An 18,428-nucleotide genomic window follows, 5' to 3' on the forward strand; every position below is an offset into this window, starting at 1 on the left:
CTCTCCTGCAATGGAACAGGCAAATGAAACGGTAGACGTAATGCTGCAGGACCCGAAAGAGCGGTGGCTGTATGAAAACCGCATGAAGTATGAACACGATAAGGCCTCTTGGGAACATTTCGGTTATACCAAAGGTTTGGAAGCGGGTATTTCCAAGGGCGAAACTATTGGTCTTGCCCAAGGCGCCCGGCAAACAAAACTTGAAACGGCAGCTGTAATGAAGTCGATGAATTACCCTTTGGGTGATATTCACAAAATCACCGGGCTTTCCGAGGCGGAAATAGAAAAACTGTAACGTCTTGCGCTTTTTTACTTCTCCCTGGCGCAAAACTCATTACGTGCAGCTTTTCCGGAAAAACTCTGTTTTTTTGTCAATCTGTACCTATGAAACAGCTTCCAAAGCTGACACTTTGTTACGCTGTTTCATTTTAAAGAACTTTACAAAAAGACAAACAGTGTATAGAATGGAAAAGTATCATAACAAGATACTCTATACATCCACACTGTCTTAAGGAGACAAAAAATGAAAAAAATAGCGGTTTTTATGTTAGCTATTGCGGTTTTTGCCGCCGTTCCCGTATTTGCAGGCGGAAGCGGTGAAAAAGAACAAACATTAACGGTGTACGCCGGTCTTTTGGAAGAACATGCTGCTGCGGTTTGCAAAGCGTTTGAAGCAAAAACCGGAATTAAAACAAACTATGTCCGTATGAGCGGCGGTGAAATTTTCGCACGAATTAAAGCCGAAAAAGAAAATCCGCAAGCAAGCGTATGGTACGGCGGCGGTTCTTTAACCTTTATCGAAGCGGACAATCAGGGTTTGCTCGAACACTATATCAGCCCCGAAGCAAAAAACATTCCCGCACAGTTTAAAGATGCAAAAGGTGCATGGACGGGAATTTATTCGGGTTATTTGGGATTTTACGGCGACAAAGACTGGTTCGATTCTCACAATATGAAACTTCCTACCTCATGGCAAGATCTTCTCGACCCCAGACTTAAGGGCGAAATTGTTATGGCTCACCCCGGTTCTTCTTCAACCGCATACAATATGCTTTCCACCATTTTGCAGGTAATGGGCGAAGAAAAAGGCTGGGATTATATCCAAAAATTCAACAACAACGTACGCCAATACACAAAAAGCGGCTCGGCGGGCGGAAGAATGGTACAGCTGCACGAAACCGCTTTAACCATCGGTTATTTGCATGACGCGGTTTCTTTTAAACGCGAAGGATACAACCACATCATTATGGCAACCCCCTCCGAAGGTACCGGATATGAAATCGGTGCGGTTGCAATTATCAAAGGCGCCAAAGAAATGGATGCGGCTAAAAAATTCATAGACTTTGCCCTGACCGCCGAATGTCAGGAAATCGGACAAACGGTTAACGCTTTACAGTTTTTAACGAACCCCAAAGCCCGCCCGCCGAAAGAAGTCGAATCGATTAAAAACGCAAAATTGATTGTACAGGACGACGCATGGTCGGGAGCCCACCGTTCTGAATTCCTTGATAAGTTTAACACACTTACCAAAACAACGCCTCCCAAAAAATAATCGATTTTAACCGGGCTGTCTTAAAAGCCGGCCGCTTTTAAGACAGCCCCTTTTTTAACGGGGATATGAATGTCGGATAAAAATTATTCTAAAGTTACCGAAAAAAAACACAACGCGCTTGCAATGCATTTTAAAGATTTGCGTTTTTCAATGCGGGATCCGGTTCAACTGGCTTCCGTCATAAGCGTAAGCGTCGTTGTCATCATGTTTATTGTAATCCCGCTTTTTACAATACTAAAAGAAAGCGTATTGGGAAAGGGCGGATTTTCGTTTCAATCGTATATAAATATTTTTAAAAATGCCTATGATTTGGGCATTATTTACAATACATTAATTTTAGGCATTGTCGTTTCTCTTTTGGGAACGCTCATCGCCTTTATTTTTGCATATGCTACCACCTATTTGGCGATACCGCACAAACGAATCTTTAAAATCTTTTCGATTCTTCCTATGGTATCTCCGCCCTTTGTCATTTCTTTAGCTTTTATTTTACTGTTCGGACGAAGCGGTCTTATTACATACAAATTATTGGGCATTCGCCCCGACATTTACGGTTTTTGGGGATTGGCATTTACGCAAGTTTTATCCTTTTTCCCGACCGGCTACCTCATGCTTACCGCCATGCTGCAAAACATCGACCCGTCCATCGAAGAAGCGGCTCAAGCTTTAGGCTCCAACCAACACCGTGTCTTTAGAAGTATTACCCTGCCCCTTATGGCCCCCGGTTTGGCAAACGTCGCGCTGCTGCTTTTTATTCAAAGCTTAGCCGATTTCGGCAACGCAATCGTTATCGGCGGCAACTTTACGACTATGGCCGTTCAAATTTACCAGCAGGGAATCGGAAGTTACGATATGACCGGAGCTACGGCGATGGCGGTAATTCTTTTGCTTATTTCGGTTTTGGCCTTTTACCTTCAAAACAGCGTTATAGGAAAAAAATCCTACGTAACCGTTACGGGAAAAGCTTCCAAACAGCGAAATCTTATTAAATCGAAAAAGGCCACCGTGCCCATATATACGGTTTGTCTGCTTTTATCGCTGTTTGTTCTTTTGCTGTACGCAATGGTGCCTATCGGAGCCTTTGTAAAAATGTGGGGCGCCGATTTTTCGCCTTCTTTAAAATGGATGAAATACGTTTTTTCTTACGGCGGAAGATATATAAAAGACACCACTATTTTGGCATTGATTGCAACGCCCGTTTCTTCCATTTTAGCAATGGTATCGGCATTCCTTATCGTAAGAAAAAATTTCCCCGGCAAACGTACGCTCGAATGGTTTATTTTAATCGCAATCGCTCTGCCCGGTACGGTTTTGGGTCTCGGCTACGTATTAACCTATAATACGCCGCCGGTTATTTTAACGGGCACAAGTTTTATCTTGGTTGTAGCCCTTGTTATACGAAGTATGCCTATCGGAACAAGGGCGGGCATCGCCGCTTTAAAACAAATAGATCCGTCTATCGAAGAAGCCGCGACAATAAGCGGTGCGGGTATGAAAAAGGTATTTTCGTCTATTACGATTCCCCTTATCCGCCCCGTATTTTTCAGCTCGCTTGTGTACGCCTTTATAAGGGGCATGACCCTTGTCAGTACGATTATCTTTTTGGTTTCCGCAAAATGGCAAATGCTGACCGTTGCAATTATGAATCAAGTAGACCAGGGCCTTTACGGCGCGGCAAATGCGTATTGTCTTGTATTAATTGCAATCGTTGCGCTTTTTATGTCGATTATGTACTTTTTTATGAAAAAAATGGGAATAAATCTCGATGAAGGATATTAAAATGAGTAAAAATAATGCAAAGGAAGTAAAGCTTGTCGACTTAACAAAAACCTTTACGACAAGCACACGCGGCAAAGTAAACGCCGTTCAGCAGGTAAACTTAACGATTAATCCCGGAGAATTCGTAACGCTTTTGGGACCTTCGGGCTGCGGAAAAACAACAATACTGCGTATGATTGCCGGTTTTGAAATGCCTACCGAAGGAAAAATCATTATAGACGGCGAAGACGTTATTGCCAAAACGCCGGATAAACGCGGTTTGGGTATGGTATTCCAAAACTATGCGCTTTTTCCCCATCTTAACGTATTCGACAATATTGCATACGGATTAAAACTGCAAAAATGCGAAAAAAGCGAAATGGTGCAGCGGGTTTCGGAAGGTCTTAAAGTTGTAAAAATGGACGATTTTGCCGAACGCGTTCCGGCGCAAATGAGCGGCGGTCAACAGCAGCGCGTCGCCCTTGTGCGCGCCTTAGTCCTTCGCCCCGGTGTTTTGTTGTTCGACGAACCGCTTTCAAACCTTGACGCAAAACTGCGCTTGCACATGAGGGACGAAATACGGCGTATCCAAAAAGAAACGGGAATTACCTCAATCTATGTAACCCACGACCAAAGCGAAGCTATGGCGATGAGCGATAAAGTTGTTATCCTCAAAGACGGCATTATACAGCAAGTGGGTACCCCCGAAGAAGTGTATCAAGTTCCCGCAAACGAATTTGTTGCAAACTTTATCGGTAAAGCAAACTTTATAAACGGGGTTATCAAATCGAAAACCGATACATCGGTAGAAGTCGATATCGAAGGCGTAACCTATTCTATTCCCAAAAAAACAAAGTGGAATGTCGGCGATACCATCGAAATGGTTGTACGCCCCGAAGCCGTTGAAGTTGGTAAGGGCGACTTTAAAGCAAAGGTTGTAAAAAGCGTATACATGGGCGTATGCCAGGATTATTGGGTTAACTTTCAGGGCAAAGAACTTGAATTTTCCGACTATAACCCCTCGGCAAAAACCGTGTATAAAGAAGGAAGCGAAATAAGTTTCGGCATAAAGGAAAAATCAATCCACATTCTCGAAACAAAATAGTGTGTTTGTACACAACGCACATGTACGCGTTGTAAAGCATGCGATTTAAATGCACGAATGCGGCTGCCGGAAAGTTTTTCGGCAGCCTTTTTTATGTACCGATTGTATCGCATACGCACATCGCGAACTATATACGGCCAAGCGCATTTATTGTGATTTATTTCACAATAAATGCGCTTTTTTGTTGCTTTTATATACAAAATCCCGTTCCGTATTGACAAACAAAGTTTAAAACCGTATAATATGCTTAATTATTGTGATTAATTTCACAGAAAACCCGCCGTAAATCGGTATGCCAAAAGGAATCGGTATGTATGTGCCCGAACCGTCAAAAAAACGCCTCGTTCAGCTTTCCCGCCTTTTACAGGAACTGAAGGCAAATAGTCTTACTTCGACACGGCTTCAGGAATTAACCGGCTGGACAAGCGCAACAATCCGCAAAGACCTGTCCTACATATTGAATGCCGAAAAAATGCCGCAGCATAAAAACCTAAGACAACCTAAAGCGGGAATACAAAGCGTGCGCGGAAAATCAAACGGTTACGGACGCACCGAATTAATCGAGGCAATTCAAAGCGCTTTATTTCCTTCAGCACAAAGCATAAGCGAAAAATGCTGCATTATCGGTTTGGGCGCCTTCGGTCAAGCCCTTATGGAAAGTCCTTTACCGGAACACTCGCGCTTTGTCATTGCAGCCGGTTTCGATTCAAGCTTAAACCGCGTTGAAACGCTCAACGCTCCCTTTCCGCTTTACCCGTTGACGCAGCTCGAACGTGTTGTCGCTGCCGAAAACATCGGATACGCAATTTTGAGCGCGGATGAAAAAAATATCCGCGATACGGCCGCGCGTCTTGTTGCGTGCGGCATAAAAGGGATTGTCAATTACAGTCCGGTAATTTTACCGGCGGCAAAACAAACAAAGGTCGAAAACCTTTCGCTGTCGATTTCTCTGCAAAATCTGGCATGCTGAATTATACATTACGGAGGATTTTATGAAAGTGTACAATTTTTCCGCAGGACCGTCGGTTCTGCCTCAAGAAGTGCTGCAAACGGCCGCATCGCAAATGAGCGATTGGCAGGGAAGCGGCCAAAGCGTTATGGAAATGAGCCACCGCTCCAAAACCTTTGAGCCGATTATACAAAACACGGAAGCTTTATTGCGCCGCCTTATGAATGTTCCCGAAAATTACGATGTATTGTTTTTGCAGGGAGGGGCAAGCACTCAGTTTGCAATGATTCCGATGAACTTAAAAAAAGGCGGAAAAGCAGCCTATGTCAATACGGGCGTATGGGCAAAAAAAGCCCTTGCGGAAGCAAAAAAATATCTACCAGCCGAAGAAATCGCTTCTTCGCAGGATAAAAACTTTACTTATATTCCCGATGTAAAAAAAATCGAAGGCGATTACGACTACGCCCATATCACCCTAAACAATACGATTATGGGAACGCATTGGAAGCATATCCCCGAAACGGGAACAGGGCCGGACGGCAAAAACATTCCCCTCGTATCCGATATTTCAAGCTGTATTTTATCGGAGCCGCTGGATGTTTCGCGCTTCGGTCTTTTGTATGCGGGGGCGCAAAAAAACCTTGCCCCTGCAGGCCTTACCTTGGTTATTATCCGAAAAGACCTTGTAACGGACAGCCCCGCAGACGGAACACCGACTATGCTCCAATATAAAACGCATACGGAAAACGCTTCTATGTACAACACCCCGCCCTGCTGGAATATTTATATGATGGGTTTGGTACTCGAATGGATAGAAAAAAACGGCGGGGCTGCGGGCATGAAGGAACGTAACGAAAAAAAAGCCGCCCTCTTTTATGAGTATTTGGACACAAGTGATTTTTACTTTTCTCCGGTCGAAAAAAACAGCCGTTCGCTTATGAACATCCCCTTTTTAACGCGTGAAAAAGATGCGGATAAAGCCGCCCTCTTAAACAAAAGCTTTGTAGCCGAAGCGGAAAAAGCGGGTTTGGTAAATCTTGCAGGCCACCGCTTGGTCGGCGGTATGCGCGCTTCTTTGTATAACGCAATGGATATACAGGGTGTGCACGCATTGATTGAGTTTATGGAAGGCTTTGCAAAAGCCCGCGCACGGTAAAACCGTAAAACAGCACAAAAGAAAAAGAGGTTTTTATGTACAAAATACAAACGCTGAATAAAATATCTTCAAAAGGTTTGGAGCAGTTTCCGCGCGACCAATACGAAATCGCTTCGGAAATCTTAAATCCCGACGCGATAATCGTCCGTTCGGCCGACATGCACAGTATGGATATCCCTGCAACCGTAAAGGCGGTTGCACGCGCGGGAGCCGGTATAAACAATATCCCCCTTTCCGCGTTAACCGCAAAAGGAGTTGCGGTTTTTAATACGCCCGGCGCAAATGCAAACGCCGTAAAAGAATTGACAATCGCCGCATTGCTTTTTTCAAGCCGTCCGATTATTGCGGCAAACCGCTGGGCGGAAAGCTTAAAAGATGCCGACGGCGACATTCCCGATATGGCGGAAAAAGGAAAATCGCAATTCGCCGGCCCCGAACTGCGCGGCAAACGGCTCGGCGTTATCGGTTTGGGCGCAATCGGTGCAATGGTTGCCAATGCGGCAATCGAATTGGGAATGCGCGTTATCGGCTATGATCCTTTTATCTCCGTAGACGCCGCATGGGCGTTAAACCGCGACGTAAAAAAAGCCGAAAACCTCGACAGTTTATTTGCGCGCTCCGATTATATCACGCTGCATATTCCGCAAACGGTTGAAACAAAGGGCTTAATCAATGCCGAACGCTTAAAAAACGTTAAAAAAGGCGTACGCATATTGAATTTTGCGCGCGGCGGTTTGGTAGTAAACGCCGATATGTGCGCCGCCGTTAAAGACGGGCGCGTTTCCTGCTTTATTACCGATTTTACCGATAAAGAACTTTTAAATACCGAAGGTATTATTTGCCTGCCTCACTTGGGAGCTTCAACCCCCGAAGCCGAAGAAAATTGCGCCCTCATGGCGGTAAATGAAGTACGCGATTTTCTTGAAAAAGGTACTATCGATAATTCGGTTAATTTTCCCAAATGTAAAATGGAAGGCGACATTCCCGAAGGCGGAACACGCTTGTGCATTGCAAACAAAAATATTCCCAACATGGTCGGACAAATTACCACCGTATTGGCCGAAGCGCAGCAAAACATTCATTCGATGATAAACCGTAACCGAGAAGAGCTGGCATACAATATCATCGATATAGAAGGCGTTCCGGATGCTGCCGTTATCGAAAAAATATCTAATATTGAAGGAATTATCAGCGTGCGTCTTATAAATCCGTATGTAGAACAATCGCAGTAAATGCGAAATATTGCATAAAATACGATTATTTTCTCCATTTTGCATTGCCATAACTCTTATTTTTTTGTATATTTACTTCATATCAAATTGGAGTTTTTTATGCAATCGACTAAAACGGGCAACAGCGACTTAGCGAAAATATGTGCCGGGCCGCTTGCCTTTATTTTACTTTTTTTATCGGCAGCCCTTTCCGTAGCCTTTTTTTTACCGCAAACAATCGAAAGCGCTAAAACACAAAAAGGAATCCGCACAGAAAAAGACTGGCTTGAAAACCAAACGCAAACGGGTGCTTTACTGCTCGGTAAACCGATCGAATATGCCGTAACGCCGTCAAACGTCCATATGGAAATTCACAACAAGGGGCTGAACTCGGATTCGGGGCTTGAAATGTACCGGCAGCTTATTTCCCGTAATGCGGTTATCTCTTTTTATGAAGAAATAACGGGTAATCGGGATGTCACTTTGGCGATTTTGGAATATGCGGATATATACAATATTCCGCTTCCGCTCGCTTTTTCGCTGGCCTTTAACGAAAGCCGGTACAAAGTGCGGGCCGTAAACGGCAACAGAAATGCTTCGGTCGACCGCGGTTTATTTCAATTAAACAGCGAATCTTTTCCCGGTTTTACCGAAGAAGATTTTTTTAATCCCTATGTAAGCGCAAAACAGGGCTTGGCTTTTTTACGCTATTGCCTCGATATAGGCGGCAACGAAATATCGGCCCTTGCCATGTACAATGCGGGAACACACCGGGTACGCAATAACGGCACCCCGCAAATGACGTTAAATCATATTTCAAATATCGTTACCTATAAGCGCGGACTGGAAGATATGTTTAACGTAAAAGTAGCCGCCGCATTCCGAAATCAGGAAAACAAAGCTTTGGCTTTTTTGGGTAAGTAAAAGACGGGGATTTTCGGATAGAACCGGTCCCCGCTTACCTAGAAGTCTACATCGAATTTCTTTATCACAGTGCTTGAAAGAACGGATTTTCCGCGATGAAGCGTTGCATTACCGGCCCAAAAATATATCGTATATTCTTTTCCGGGTTCAAGGTTACATTCTAATTCAACGCCGTCAAAATTATAATATTTAATAAAATTAGTGCGGATTGATGTTTCGCCTTTAAGGACAAATTTTGTTTCTCCTGCAGGTATCTTAAAAAGATTGTATCCCCAGCTCGATATTTCCCAATCTACCGGATGATTATTATAAAAAACGGGTCTGACCGTACTTGCAGATCCGCCCCACCAAAGAGTAACGGTTTCCGTTTCGGGTAAGTCTTCATCCCATATCATTGTTGTTGCAGTTACACAACCGGACAAAAACACACCCGCCGTAACGTAAAGTAAAAACAGTCGTTTGAGCACATAATTTTTCTTTTTCACAATAAACCGCTCCTCTTTAAAAGTATAAAATTCAGCTAACAAATTAGAACATATCTATTAACATATGTCAAGATTGCCTTTCAATAAATTCGTAGTGCGGATATTTTTTTGCAAAAGCTCCCTTAAAAAAATCGGTGTATGAGGCGCGGGGCGACTCACCGGTCTTTTCGGGAGGAATTCCCGCAGCGCAAAGGGCCGCCCAATCCGTATCGAAGTCGGGAAGTATAAAGCCCGCAATGCGCTTGCAGTCCTTGAGGCGGCGCGCAGTATGCAGCATTGCCGCGGTAAACGCTTCAAATAATTCTTCCGAATACGTTTGTGCGCAAGCCCAAAAATCTCCCGTGCCCGAATAAAAGCGCGGCTCTATGTACAGCGGGGTGTTTATACTTTCTTCGTTTTTTTTAAGTTTTTCACGTACATCGGCTAAAAAGGCTTCGTTATACACTTCACGGTCAAAACCTTCAACCTCATCCCAATAGATAGTATACACATCGTATGACATAAACCGCTCCTTTATCTTTTAGCGCTGCACATTGGCATGGAAATACAACAAAACCGCCGATTATAAAAACGGCGGCTTTAATAAACACAACGAGAATCTCTATTATAACATAAACGCAAAGCTATTCGGTTAAAATCCTGATAACTTCCGCTTTATCATCTGTTTTTAATATTTCCTGACGTTTGTCCGCACTCTTAAACAATAAGCTTACTTCAGCCAAAAACTGAAGGTTCGGACCCGTTTTGTTTACGGGAGATAAGGTCATAATAAAAATCCGGCAGGGTTCTTGATCCAAAGAATCAAAGTCAACCGGTTTGTCGGAAATACCGATACAGGCAACCAAATCGCTTACCGTGTCGGTTTTTCCGTGCGGAATTGCGATACCGTGCTTCATACCTGTAGACATTTTTTTCTCACGGTCAAGCACACATTCAAGAGCGGCTTTTTTATCCGTTACCTTGCCTGCCTTAATAAGAATCTCCAACATCTCATCGATGATCTCTTCTTTTGTCGTTCCCTTCAAATGAAGTTCAACAGTGTCCGTCGTTAAAACAGTTCGTAAATTCATACTACTATTCTAAGAGTTGTATCGTTAAAAGTCAAGAATAAAATTGATATTTTCAGCAAATTTCTTTTAAAATATGATATACTGCACATATGGACGATATACAAAAACTTTATTCGGATATCAAACGAATTATAAAACACGACCGTGCACATAACGACGGTATGTACAACGGCGAGCGCGCAAGCAAGGCTGTCGCGGATTATTTCAGTTCTCTGTACAGGGAATTGGGAAATCTGCCTGCCGAAATTGCCGGCTATTGGTTAAAAAGGTGTATTTTTAGTTCGCAAAATCCCGAAACCGAACCTTCCGAAAAAAGCATATCATGGCTTTTAAATGCGGCGGATATTTTAAATGGAACATATACGGGAGAAAACGATACGGATTTTTCGCAAAGCGATTGGAAAGAATTGCGCGAAATAATCAATTATGAAGCCGAACAGCTGCCTATCGATACCTTAACGGAATTGATGTCGATTCTTATGAGCAAAAACGTATTGTAGGGTGCATAAAAAGTATGAATGTTTTTTACAATGCCGACACCCATTCTGCCCTTCAAAAAAATGCACCGCATGCGGATGTTTTACGAGCGGATGTTCCTCATTCGGGCATTACGTATATACCCTCAAAAGCATACGTATCCTGTTCGTTGTGCCCGAGAAACTGCGGAGTAAACCGCGCAGCAGGCGCAACGGGATTTTGTAACGAAAGCGCCGAGTTGAAAATAGCTTCGGCATGTCTGCACTTCGGAGAAGAACCGCCGGTAACGGCGCGCGGAGGCTCGGGAACGATCTTTATAAGCGGCTGCAATTTAGGCTGTTCTTTTTGTCAAAATTACCAGATTTCGCGCGAAGGTATGGGACGGGCGGTAAGCACGGATGAATTCGTTTCCATATGTTCGGCACTGGAAAGCGCAGGCGCCGAAAACATTAATATTGTTACAGGGAGTCATGCTATTCCCGCAATCGCCGAAGGTATCGGCGCGGCAAAAAAAGCGGGGTTGGGCATTCCCGTATGCTGGAATTCTTCGGCATACGAAAGCCTTGAAGCTCTTGAAATGCTTGCAGGTTTGGCCGATATTTGGCTTCCCGATTTAAAAACCCTGAATTCCGCTATGTCCCTTTCCCTTTTCGGCATAAAAGATTACGGCAAAACCGCAAAGTCCGCTATAAAGCGGATGATTGAATTGTCCGCCTTGCAATTTACGGATTCGACGCCGGAAAAAATGCTTTCGGGCGTCATTATCCGCCACTTGGTATTGCCCGGTTGTCTTCAAAACACACGGCAGGTTTTGGATTGGCTTAAAGAACATGCGGACGGAAAAGCATGCATTTCCCTTATGAGTCAATACACCCCCGTCCGTACACATACGGGGCGGGACAAAAACCGAACACAACCCGTTTTCCCCGACCGCTTTATAAACGAAAAAGAATTTGACCAAATACAAAGCCTTATATTCGAATACGATTTTGAACACTTGTTTTATCAAGAACTCGAAAACGACGATTCGTGGCTTCCCGATTTTAACCGCACTCAGCCTTTTTCAAATGCTTTGGCAAAACCGCTGTGGCATTGGAAGAACGGTTTTACAAACCGCCAATTATAGGATAAAATAGAAAGATAAAGGAGCCGCATAGAATGGAATTTCATATTTTAAAAACAATACGGGACATATGTAAATTACAACCCGATTTTTTTACACTAACCGGAAAAGGCTCTTGTGCAACTATAAAAGAAGTTCGTTTATTGGCAAAAAATATCAACGATACAATACAAAAAGGATTACCCGCACAGCAATACATACATGCCGGAGAATTAAACGCCATGGGGCTTATAAACGAGATTTTACACAGCCTGTGCATAGATTTTTGCAAACAAAAAAATCCGACCGCATTTATCGACGCCCTGCATAATGCCGAAAACACAATCGGACAATCAAAGCTGAATACCCTTTTAACCGAATTTGCCGCCGCCTTTCCTCCCTCTCCGGTTTACGGTAAAACAACAAGTGTGGAAACATTCCTTGCCGGCAGTACACAAGGAGAGCCGAACAAAGCTTGTCTTTTGCAGGAAATTGTTTTACTTCACATTGCGGTTGAAAATCCCGCTTTTTCTCCTTTTTTATTTTTATTTGACGATACAAATCTTGCAAAAAATCCCGATTATGCACTTTTATGGAAAACAGTTCAGGATTTTTTCAAAACTCAGCCGACTTTCGGCCCGAATTATACCGATTTAATCACCCTGCTGCGCGAACCGGCAAAGGCAAGTCCGAACAGTTTAAAAGGGCAGCTTGACTATATTATCCGCTGCTGGGCAGATCTTATCGGAGAAACTGTCGTACGTCTTTTATCGGCGATCGGTACCATTACGGAAGAAGAAAAACCTGCGTGGATCGGTGCCGGAGCGGGCGGATTTTCCCCTCCGCCGATGCAAGCATACAGTTATGACAGTTTAATTAAAGAATACGAACGATTCAGCCCCGATACCGAATGGATGCCCCGCGTCGTATTGATGGCAAAAACCGTTCTCGTATGGCTTGATCAGCTTTCAAAAAAATACGGCCGCGATATACGGCGCTTGGATCACATTCCCGACGAAGAATTAAATATACTTGCCGAGCGCGGTTTTACGGGTTTATGGCTTATCGGTATATGGCAGCGCTCTTGGGCAAGCAAGCGCATTAAACAAATAAACGGCAACGCCGATGCTGCGGCAAGCGCTTACAGTCTATACGATTACGATATCGCCGATGAACTCGGCGGGTGGCAGGCTTTGGACAATTTACGTACACGCTTGTGGCAGCGGGGTATCCGCCTTGCAGCCGACATGGTTCCCAACCATACGGGAATGGATTCGCGCTGGGTTGTCGAAAAACCCGATTTGTTTATGCAATCAAAAGACTGCCCCTTCCCCTCTTACGGTTTTAGCGGCGAAAATCTTTCTCTTGACCCGCGCGTTCACGTTTTTTTGGAAAACGGATATTTTTCAAAAACCGACTGTGCCGTTGTGTTTAAGCGTGTAGACAGCTATACGGGAGACGTTCGCTATATATATCACGGAAACGACGGGACGGGACTTCCGTGGAACGATACCGCCCAAATAGACTTTTTGAACCCCCAAGCCCGCGAAGAAGTTATTCAAAAGATTCTTCATGTTGCGCGCAACTTTCCGATTATCCGCTTCGATGCGGCTATGGTTTTGGCAAAAAAGCATATACGCCGCCTTTGGTATCCGGAACCCGGATGCGGAGGCGATATAGCAAGCAGAGCCGAACACAGTATAACTAACGAAACCTTCGAACAGGCAATTCCGAATGAATTTTGGCGCGAAGTCGTAGACCGCGTTGCAAGTGAAGTGCCGGACACCCTGCTTTTAGCCGAAGCCTTTTGGATGATGGAAGGGTATTTTGTACGCACACTGGGTATGCACCGCGTATATAACAGCGCATTTATGAATATGCTGAAAAAAGAAGAAAATTATAAATACCGTTCAACGATAAAAAACACCCTTGAGTTTGATCCGCAAGTTTTAAAACGTTTTGTCAATTTTATGAATAATCCCGACGAAGAAACGGCTGCCGTCCAATTCGGTACGGGCGATAAATATTTCGGCGTATGTACGCTTATGATTACCATGCCCGGCCTTCCGATGTTCGGACACGGCCAAATCGAAGGATTCGGCGAAAAATACGGCATGGAATTTACCCGCGCACAATGGAATGAAACGGAGAACAGGGATTTGGTAGAACGCCACAATAAAGAAATCTTTCCTCTTATAAAAAAACGGCATTTGTTTGCCGATGTAAAGAATTTCCGATTTTATGATGTATGGAACGGCGGAAACGTAAACGAAAACGTTTTTGCCTATACAAACCGCTGCGGTACGGAAAAAACCGCCGTATTTTATAACAATGTGTACGACAGGGCGGCAGGCTGGGTAAAAACCTCTTGTCCGTACGCGGAAAAAAATTACGATTCGGCACAGCACGGAACGGATGCTTCGGCACATATAAAAACACAGGACTTTGCGGCCGCACTCGGCCTAACCGATGCAAAAAACTTTTATTGCATTTTTCAAGAACAAAAAAGCCGCCTATGGTTTATCCGCGCAAATACCGATTTGTTTGAAAAGGGTATGTTTATTCAATTAAACGGTTTTGAATGTCAAGTTTTGCTTAATATGTATGAAGTATGCGATACGGCCGATACGACCGCCGCTTCCGATTTTACACAGGGACGTTATGCTTTGCTTTGCGATGCCTTAAGCGGAAAGGGAACGGAAAGCATAGAAGAAGCCCTGCAAGACTTGCTTTTTAAAGATTTGTATGAACGTTTAGCCGCCTTTGCTTCAAAGGAATTTTTCGCGGGCATTGCAGCCCTGTGCCTTCCGAACCTCCAGCCTAAAGACAGCCCCGCAGCACCGGAACTTTCCGAGCTTTTGGAAAAATACAAAAAAGCGGCTTTTGAGTATTTTGAAGTGCTTGAAGATTTTATAAATAAAGATTCGGTTAATATAGACGGCAGCCTTGTGCCGGAACCGAAATTACCCGCAAAACCTAAGCGGGCCGATAAAAAATCCGCAGCGGAATACGCATGGGAAAATTTTACAAAGCGTATCGGGCACCTTGTATCTTTGTGTTCGCACGAACAAAAAAACAAGGACAAAAAAAATACGTTTATAAACTATTTGTATCAGGGATTGGCCGAACAAGCGTTTATGCCGCAAAGTACCGCAGCGTATTTTATACTCTGTGTCATAGCAGACCTTGCAGACGACCGCGCCGATATAAAAAAATATATCGAACAATGGAATCTAAACCGCAAAATGGACAAACTTTTAAAGTCCTACGGCTATATATCCGATTCGACCTATGCGCACCTTATCCGAATGCAAAAAGCCGACCTTCTTTGCCGATATACGCCTTTGCGGCAAAACACGGAAGCGGCCGTTTATGAATGCGTATCCGGTCTTATAAAAGATAAAAACGCTCCGCTGATTTTGGGGTTAAATCTCTTTGAAAACATTGTTTGGTTTAACCGGGAAAAAGCCTTGGAAACGGTATGGGCGTTTTTTTTACACTATGCGCTTTCGGATGCAAAACCTTCATCTTTTGCCGCCGCCGAAAAAGTCCGGCAAAAAGTCATAACAGCCGTCGAACAATCGTCTTATAAAGCCGACATATTCACCGCTTTATTGGAGCCGAAAAAAAACAAACAAAGCACAAAAAAACGGCAAAGCTGAAAACTCAAGTCCAAACCGGCACTTTATCCGGTTTTAGCTCTATCCGGTGTTATCCGGTTTTAGCTCATTCGGCCGAGGCGGATATTTCGGTAAGAATGCGCTCCAATGCATTAAAATCCGCCGGTATCTTTTTTTCCGGTACGACCGTTTTATACCGCCTTTGAAGCTCTTTTTTTACCGGAGGTTCTTCTCCGCACCATAAGCGCATTTTTTCGGAATATAAACACGGATGGGCGGCGGCGATTAACACAATGGCGGTATCGTCGGTATCGGCGATATCCCGTCTTTTTCGGGCGGCGGCATACGCACGGGCGGAATTCGGATCTGCAAAATAACGGTAAGATGTAAATAAATGCCTGAATGCATCGGCCGCGTCCGTTTCGGTTACGCCGGCGGTATATACAAGTCCTTTCATAACGGCGGGACTCGCCGTAAAGATTTCTTCCAAACGCTCTATATTTGACGGCAAGGCGGGATCCGCCGCCCCGCGTTTTTCAAGCGGCACAATTGAGTCCGGCATACAGCATTTTCCCTGTGCGTCGCAGGATAAGGCCGGAGAAGAATCCAGAAAAAAACCTTTTACAGGCAGCGAAAATTTCCAACCGTATAAGCCGGCAGCTAAGTTGCCGTAATTACCCGAATCCATTGCATAGTATATATCCGCATAAATTTTTTTGCGTAAGCGTGAAAAAGCATACATATACAAAAAAGTATGGGGAAGCAAACGGCCTATATTCACTGTGTTCGCGAGGGTTAATCGATATTTTTTAACCAAGTCGGAATCGGCATATAAGCGGCGGCTTAAATTAATGCAGTCTTGTATACCTCCGTCCACTTCCACAGGATACACATTTCCGCCGTTCCATACACAATCGCCGCTTTCGATACCGCACATTGTTGCGCGCGGATATAAAAGCACCGCTTTTAAATGCTTTTTATTTTTAAGAGCCTGCACGACCGATGCTCCGGTTTCTCCGCTTGTCGGCGCGACAATTACGGCCGATGATTCGCGCATCAATAAAATATGTTCCAAACAAGCCGCTAAATAGGAAATACCGAAATCTTTATGCGTACCGGATGGACCGTGAAACAATTCAAGTACATAAAGATTTTCGTCAAGCCGTTTTAGTTCGGGACTGAAGGGGAACGCTTGGGCGGCTATCGCTTCACTGATTATAGGACTGAATTCTTCTTTGATAAGTGCGGAGGTTAAAGAACCGGCAATGGAATTAAAAGGAGTATGTTCGTCCATATACATAATCCACGGCCGCAAATCTTCGGCATAAGCGGGAACATACACGCCGCCGTCCGGTGCCAAGCAGTCCATCAAGGCATGCGAAAAACTCACCTGCCGTTTTATACTCCGCGTACTCACAAAGTTCATCCGGCAGCCTCGGTATTCATTATAAAGTATTTTTTTACAAAACCTGAGGGACGGTATGTCATTTTCGCTTGGCGCAAACCTTCATCGCCCAAATCCTGTTCGCGGTTTATGAATTCGACCGTATCCGGCAAAGCCCGGGCGGTTGCACGATTGATAAATTGATAAACTCCGCGGTAAGAATCGACCGCTTTTTCAAAGTGCACCAAAAACATTTTTCCGCCGGCAATGTATTCGCCCAATGCCCATGCCGCAGGGGTTCCGTCAACATATACAATCCATCCTTCAAGGTTGGTTACCGCAATTACTTCCAATGCATTTGCACATTGATCGTAATCGGCAGGTTCACCGCGCGAAGCAACCCATGCATCAAGCACAAAGCCGGCATCCGCAGCATTTTGTTCCGTTAGGGGCTGTATTTCCCATGTATATGTATTTTCGAATCCGTTTGCCAAATTACGTTTTTTGTGCAGCGCTTTGCCGGCAAGACTTGCAAGGCTTTCGCGTGTGTAAAGATAATCTTCATTGTCCCTGTCTTCCTGAAGTGTATAGCCCATTTCGGTCATGCAATTAAAACAAGCATCATAATGCGTTTGACCTATGTTTTTCCATCTGCCGTATGTTTTAAGCAGCGAACACACGTGCTCTTTTTCGGGTAAACCGCCCATGATAAAAAAGAAACCGCCTTTTTTGTCGCGGCCGTTGACCACAAAGGTCGATTCGGAAAGACGGCTTATTTCATAATTATACTTTGAACGGTGTAAATATAAATTCAAAAAGGTAAATTCGGAAACACCGTCCGGCAAATTATTTAAAAAGGGATACAGTTCCTTGTACATAGAAGCCGACACGGCCGCAAATTCAGGAAATTCAGGTATAATCTTCATCACTTAATAATAGCTTATTTTACCCAAAAAGTCAAAACAGGATACGATTTTTCCGAAAACCGCACATTATTGACATAATTCGATAAATTGTTCCGCATTTTTTGAATGTCATCGGTACAGTTTTATTATCATTCGGTTTGCCGCAGAATCGGCGAGAGCAATGACAGACTAATCCGCACGGATACCTGTAAAAAGCACCCATGCCGGTTAATCGGTCATTGCATATTGCAAAATCTCAATATTTATTTTTTAATCAACATGAAGATTGTAGTATTTGTTCATTCCCGTATCGAGCGCTTTATAAAAATCGGATCCTTCTGCGGAATCGTCTTTAGTTAACAAAGATACGACAACGAATACAAGTATTGACACAAGCATACCAAAAGCGCCATACCACGTATTACCGTAACCGAAGTAGTAGGTTATTAAAACGGTGATAACGCCGAGAATGGATGAACTGATTGCAGCAGGAGTCGTTCCGCGCTTCCAGTAGATGGCAAAAATCAAAGTCGGAAACAGTGGCATAACAAGGGCAATCGAAAACATAATCAAGGTGAAGATAAGATCCGGCGGTTTGATTGCAAGCAAAACACTGCCGATACCTAAAGCCAAAATGACGACACGAGAGATAGTATTGATATTCTTTTCCGTAATTTTTACTTTTGTCTTATTATACTTAAAGCATATCAAAATGGTTTTTTCGAAAAAA

Annotated in this window: 17 protein-coding genes; 11 read left to right on the forward strand and 6 right to left on the reverse strand. The window is 44.0% G+C overall.

From position 1 onward, the window contains the following. From H0R92_RS12630 to H0R92_RS12665, 8 genes are all read left to right on the forward strand, one after another. Positions 1–295 (forward strand): PD-(D/E)XK nuclease family transposase (locus H0R92_RS12630; RefSeq protein WP_432965510.1); only part of this gene is annotated, 295 nt, incomplete at its 5' end. Positions 296–523: 228 nt separating this feature from the next. Beyond that, the gene (locus H0R92_RS12635) at positions 524–1,552 is read left to right on the forward strand and encodes an ABC transporter substrate-binding protein (protein WP_432965513.1); all 1,029 of its coding nucleotides are present in this window, start codon (positions 524–526) and stop codon (positions 1,550–1,552) included. Between the two features lie 69 nt (positions 1,553–1,621). Then, positions 1,622–3,331, forward strand: a complete 1,710-nt coding sequence (locus H0R92_RS12640) for an ABC transporter permease (RefSeq protein WP_432965516.1) — start codon at positions 1,622–1,624, stop codon at positions 3,329–3,331. Between the two features lies 1 nt (position 3,332). Beyond that, a complete protein-coding gene (locus H0R92_RS12645; RefSeq protein ID WP_432965519.1) occupies positions 3,333–4,415 on the forward strand; it encodes an ABC transporter ATP-binding protein in 1,083 nt (360 codons plus the stop codon). A 310-nt stretch (positions 4,416–4,725) separates the two neighbouring features. Further along, positions 4,726–5,385 (forward strand): winged-helix domain-containing protein, encoded by a 660-nt coding sequence (locus H0R92_RS12650; protein WP_432965522.1) that lies wholly within the window; start codon positions 4,726–4,728, stop codon positions 5,383–5,385. A 22-nt stretch (positions 5,386–5,407) separates the two neighbouring features. Next, positions 5,408–6,520, forward strand: coding sequence for a 3-phosphoserine/phosphohydroxythreonine transaminase (gene serC / locus H0R92_RS12655; protein WP_432965525.1), 1,113 nt, complete (start codon positions 5,408–5,410; stop codon positions 6,518–6,520). Positions 6,521–6,555: 35 nt separating this feature from the next. Further along, positions 6,556–7,752, forward strand: coding sequence for a phosphoglycerate dehydrogenase (locus tag H0R92_RS12660; protein ID WP_432965528.1), 1,197 nt, complete (start codon positions 6,556–6,558; stop codon positions 7,750–7,752). Positions 7,753–7,851: 99 nt separating this feature from the next. Next, positions 7,852–8,655: a transglycosylase SLT domain-containing protein gene (locus H0R92_RS12665; RefSeq protein ID WP_432965531.1), complete on the forward strand. Its 804-nt coding sequence runs from the start codon at positions 7,852–7,854 to the stop codon at positions 8,653–8,655. A 38-nt stretch (positions 8,656–8,693) separates the two neighbouring features. Here H0R92_RS12665 and H0R92_RS12670 read toward each other — a convergent pair whose 3' ends face one another. The 3 genes from H0R92_RS12670 to H0R92_RS12680 form a co-directional block, all read right to left on the reverse strand. Next, positions 8,694–9,140 carry a hypothetical protein gene (locus tag H0R92_RS12670; RefSeq protein WP_432965534.1) on the reverse strand — a complete coding sequence of 149 codons (447 nt, stop codon included), beginning with the start codon at positions 9,138–9,140 and terminating at the stop codon, positions 8,694–8,696. A 67-nt stretch (positions 9,141–9,207) separates the two neighbouring features. Further along, entirely contained in the window at positions 9,208–9,642 is a 435-nt protein-coding gene (locus H0R92_RS12675; protein ID WP_432965537.1) for a hypothetical protein, read from the reverse strand. A 121-nt stretch (positions 9,643–9,763) separates the two neighbouring features. Beyond that, positions 9,764–10,210, reverse strand: a complete 447-nt coding sequence (locus H0R92_RS12680) for a PTS sugar transporter subunit IIA (protein ID WP_432965540.1) — start codon at positions 10,208–10,210, stop codon at positions 9,764–9,766. 89 nt (positions 10,211–10,299) lie between these two features. Between H0R92_RS12680 and H0R92_RS12685 the strand changes: the two genes are divergently transcribed. From H0R92_RS12685 to H0R92_RS12695, 3 genes are read left to right on the forward strand one after another with little or no spacing between them, the layout of a single operon-like run. Continuing rightward, positions 10,300–10,710 carry a hypothetical protein gene (locus tag H0R92_RS12685; RefSeq protein WP_432965543.1) on the forward strand — a complete coding sequence of 137 codons (411 nt, stop codon included), beginning with the start codon at positions 10,300–10,302 and terminating at the stop codon, positions 10,708–10,710. Positions 10,711–10,724: 14 nt separating this feature from the next. After that, a complete protein-coding gene (locus H0R92_RS12690) occupies positions 10,725–11,813 on the forward strand; it encodes a radical SAM protein (RefSeq protein ID WP_432965546.1) in 1,089 nt (362 codons plus the stop codon). Between the two features lie 32 nt (positions 11,814–11,845). Further along, positions 11,846–15,451 (forward strand): alpha-amylase family glycosyl hydrolase, encoded by a 3,606-nt coding sequence (locus tag H0R92_RS12695; RefSeq protein WP_432965549.1) that lies wholly within the window; start codon positions 11,846–11,848, stop codon positions 15,449–15,451. A gap of 64 nt (positions 15,452–15,515) precedes the next feature. On the opposite strand, the gene H0R92_RS12700 is transcribed toward H0R92_RS12695, so the two are convergent. The 3 genes from H0R92_RS12700 to H0R92_RS12710 all read right to left on the reverse strand — a co-directional run bounded on the left by H0R92_RS12700 (position 15,516) and on the right by H0R92_RS12710 (position 18,409). Continuing rightward, positions 15,516–16,835, reverse strand: coding sequence for a pyridoxal-phosphate dependent enzyme (locus tag H0R92_RS12700; RefSeq protein WP_432965552.1), 1,320 nt, complete (start codon positions 16,833–16,835; stop codon positions 15,516–15,518). Beyond that, complete coding sequence (locus H0R92_RS12705; protein WP_432965555.1) at positions 16,832–17,719, reverse strand: DUF2156 domain-containing protein; 888 nt, start codon at positions 17,717–17,719, stop codon at positions 16,832–16,834. The genes H0R92_RS12700 and H0R92_RS12705 overlap by 4 nt, the downstream gene beginning before the upstream one ends. 249 nt (positions 17,720–17,968) lie before the next feature. Further along, the gene (locus H0R92_RS12710) at positions 17,969–18,409 is read right to left on the reverse strand and encodes a sodium:solute symporter family transporter (RefSeq protein WP_432965557.1); all 441 of its coding nucleotides are present in this window, start codon (positions 18,407–18,409) and stop codon (positions 17,969–17,971) included. Positions 18,410–18,428: the final 19 nt, after the last annotated feature.

Origin of the sequence: Treponema sp. OMZ 840 (genome assembly GCF_050937815.1) — a bacterium.
Lineage (GTDB): Bacteria > Spirochaetota > Spirochaetia > Treponematales > Treponemataceae > Treponema_C.

Coding starts and splice junctions, on each gene's coding strand:
- H0R92_RS12635 (WP_432965513.1), top strand. CDS start 524: ATGAAAAAAATAGCGGTTTTTATGTTAGCTATTGCGGTTTTTGCCGCC.
- H0R92_RS12675 (WP_432965537.1), bottom strand. CDS start 9,642: ATGTCATACGATGTGTATACTATCTATTGGGATGAGGTTGAAGGTTTT.
- H0R92_RS12665 (WP_432965531.1), top strand. CDS start 7,852: ATGCAATCGACTAAAACGGGCAACAGCGACTTAGCGAAAATATGTGCC.
- H0R92_RS12645 (WP_432965519.1), top strand. CDS start 3,333: ATGAGTAAAAATAATGCAAAGGAAGTAAAGCTTGTCGACTTAACAAAA.
- H0R92_RS12660 (WP_432965528.1), top strand. CDS start 6,556: ATGTACAAAATACAAACGCTGAATAAAATATCTTCAAAAGGTTTGGAG.
- H0R92_RS12700 (WP_432965552.1), bottom strand. CDS start 16,835: ATGAACTTTGTGAGTACGCGGAGTATAAAACGGCAGGTGAGTTTTTCG.
- H0R92_RS12690 (WP_432965546.1), top strand. CDS start 10,725: ATGAATGTTTTTTACAATGCCGACACCCATTCTGCCCTTCAAAAAAAT.
- H0R92_RS12695 (WP_432965549.1), top strand. CDS start 11,846: ATGGAATTTCATATTTTAAAAACAATACGGGACATATGTAAATTACAA.
- serC (WP_432965525.1), top strand. CDS start 5,408: ATGAAAGTGTACAATTTTTCCGCAGGACCGTCGGTTCTGCCTCAAGAA.
- H0R92_RS12705 (WP_432965555.1), bottom strand. CDS start 17,719: ATGAAGATTATACCTGAATTTCCTGAATTTGCGGCCGTGTCGGCTTCT.
- H0R92_RS12640 (WP_432965516.1), top strand. CDS start 1,622: ATGTCGGATAAAAATTATTCTAAAGTTACCGAAAAAAAACACAACGCG.
- H0R92_RS12680 (WP_432965540.1), bottom strand. CDS start 10,210: ATGAATTTACGAACTGTTTTAACGACGGACACTGTTGAACTTCATTTG.
- H0R92_RS12685 (WP_432965543.1), top strand. CDS start 10,300: ATGGACGATATACAAAAACTTTATTCGGATATCAAACGAATTATAAAA.
- H0R92_RS12650 (WP_432965522.1), top strand. CDS start 4,726: ATGTATGTGCCCGAACCGTCAAAAAAACGCCTCGTTCAGCTTTCCCGC.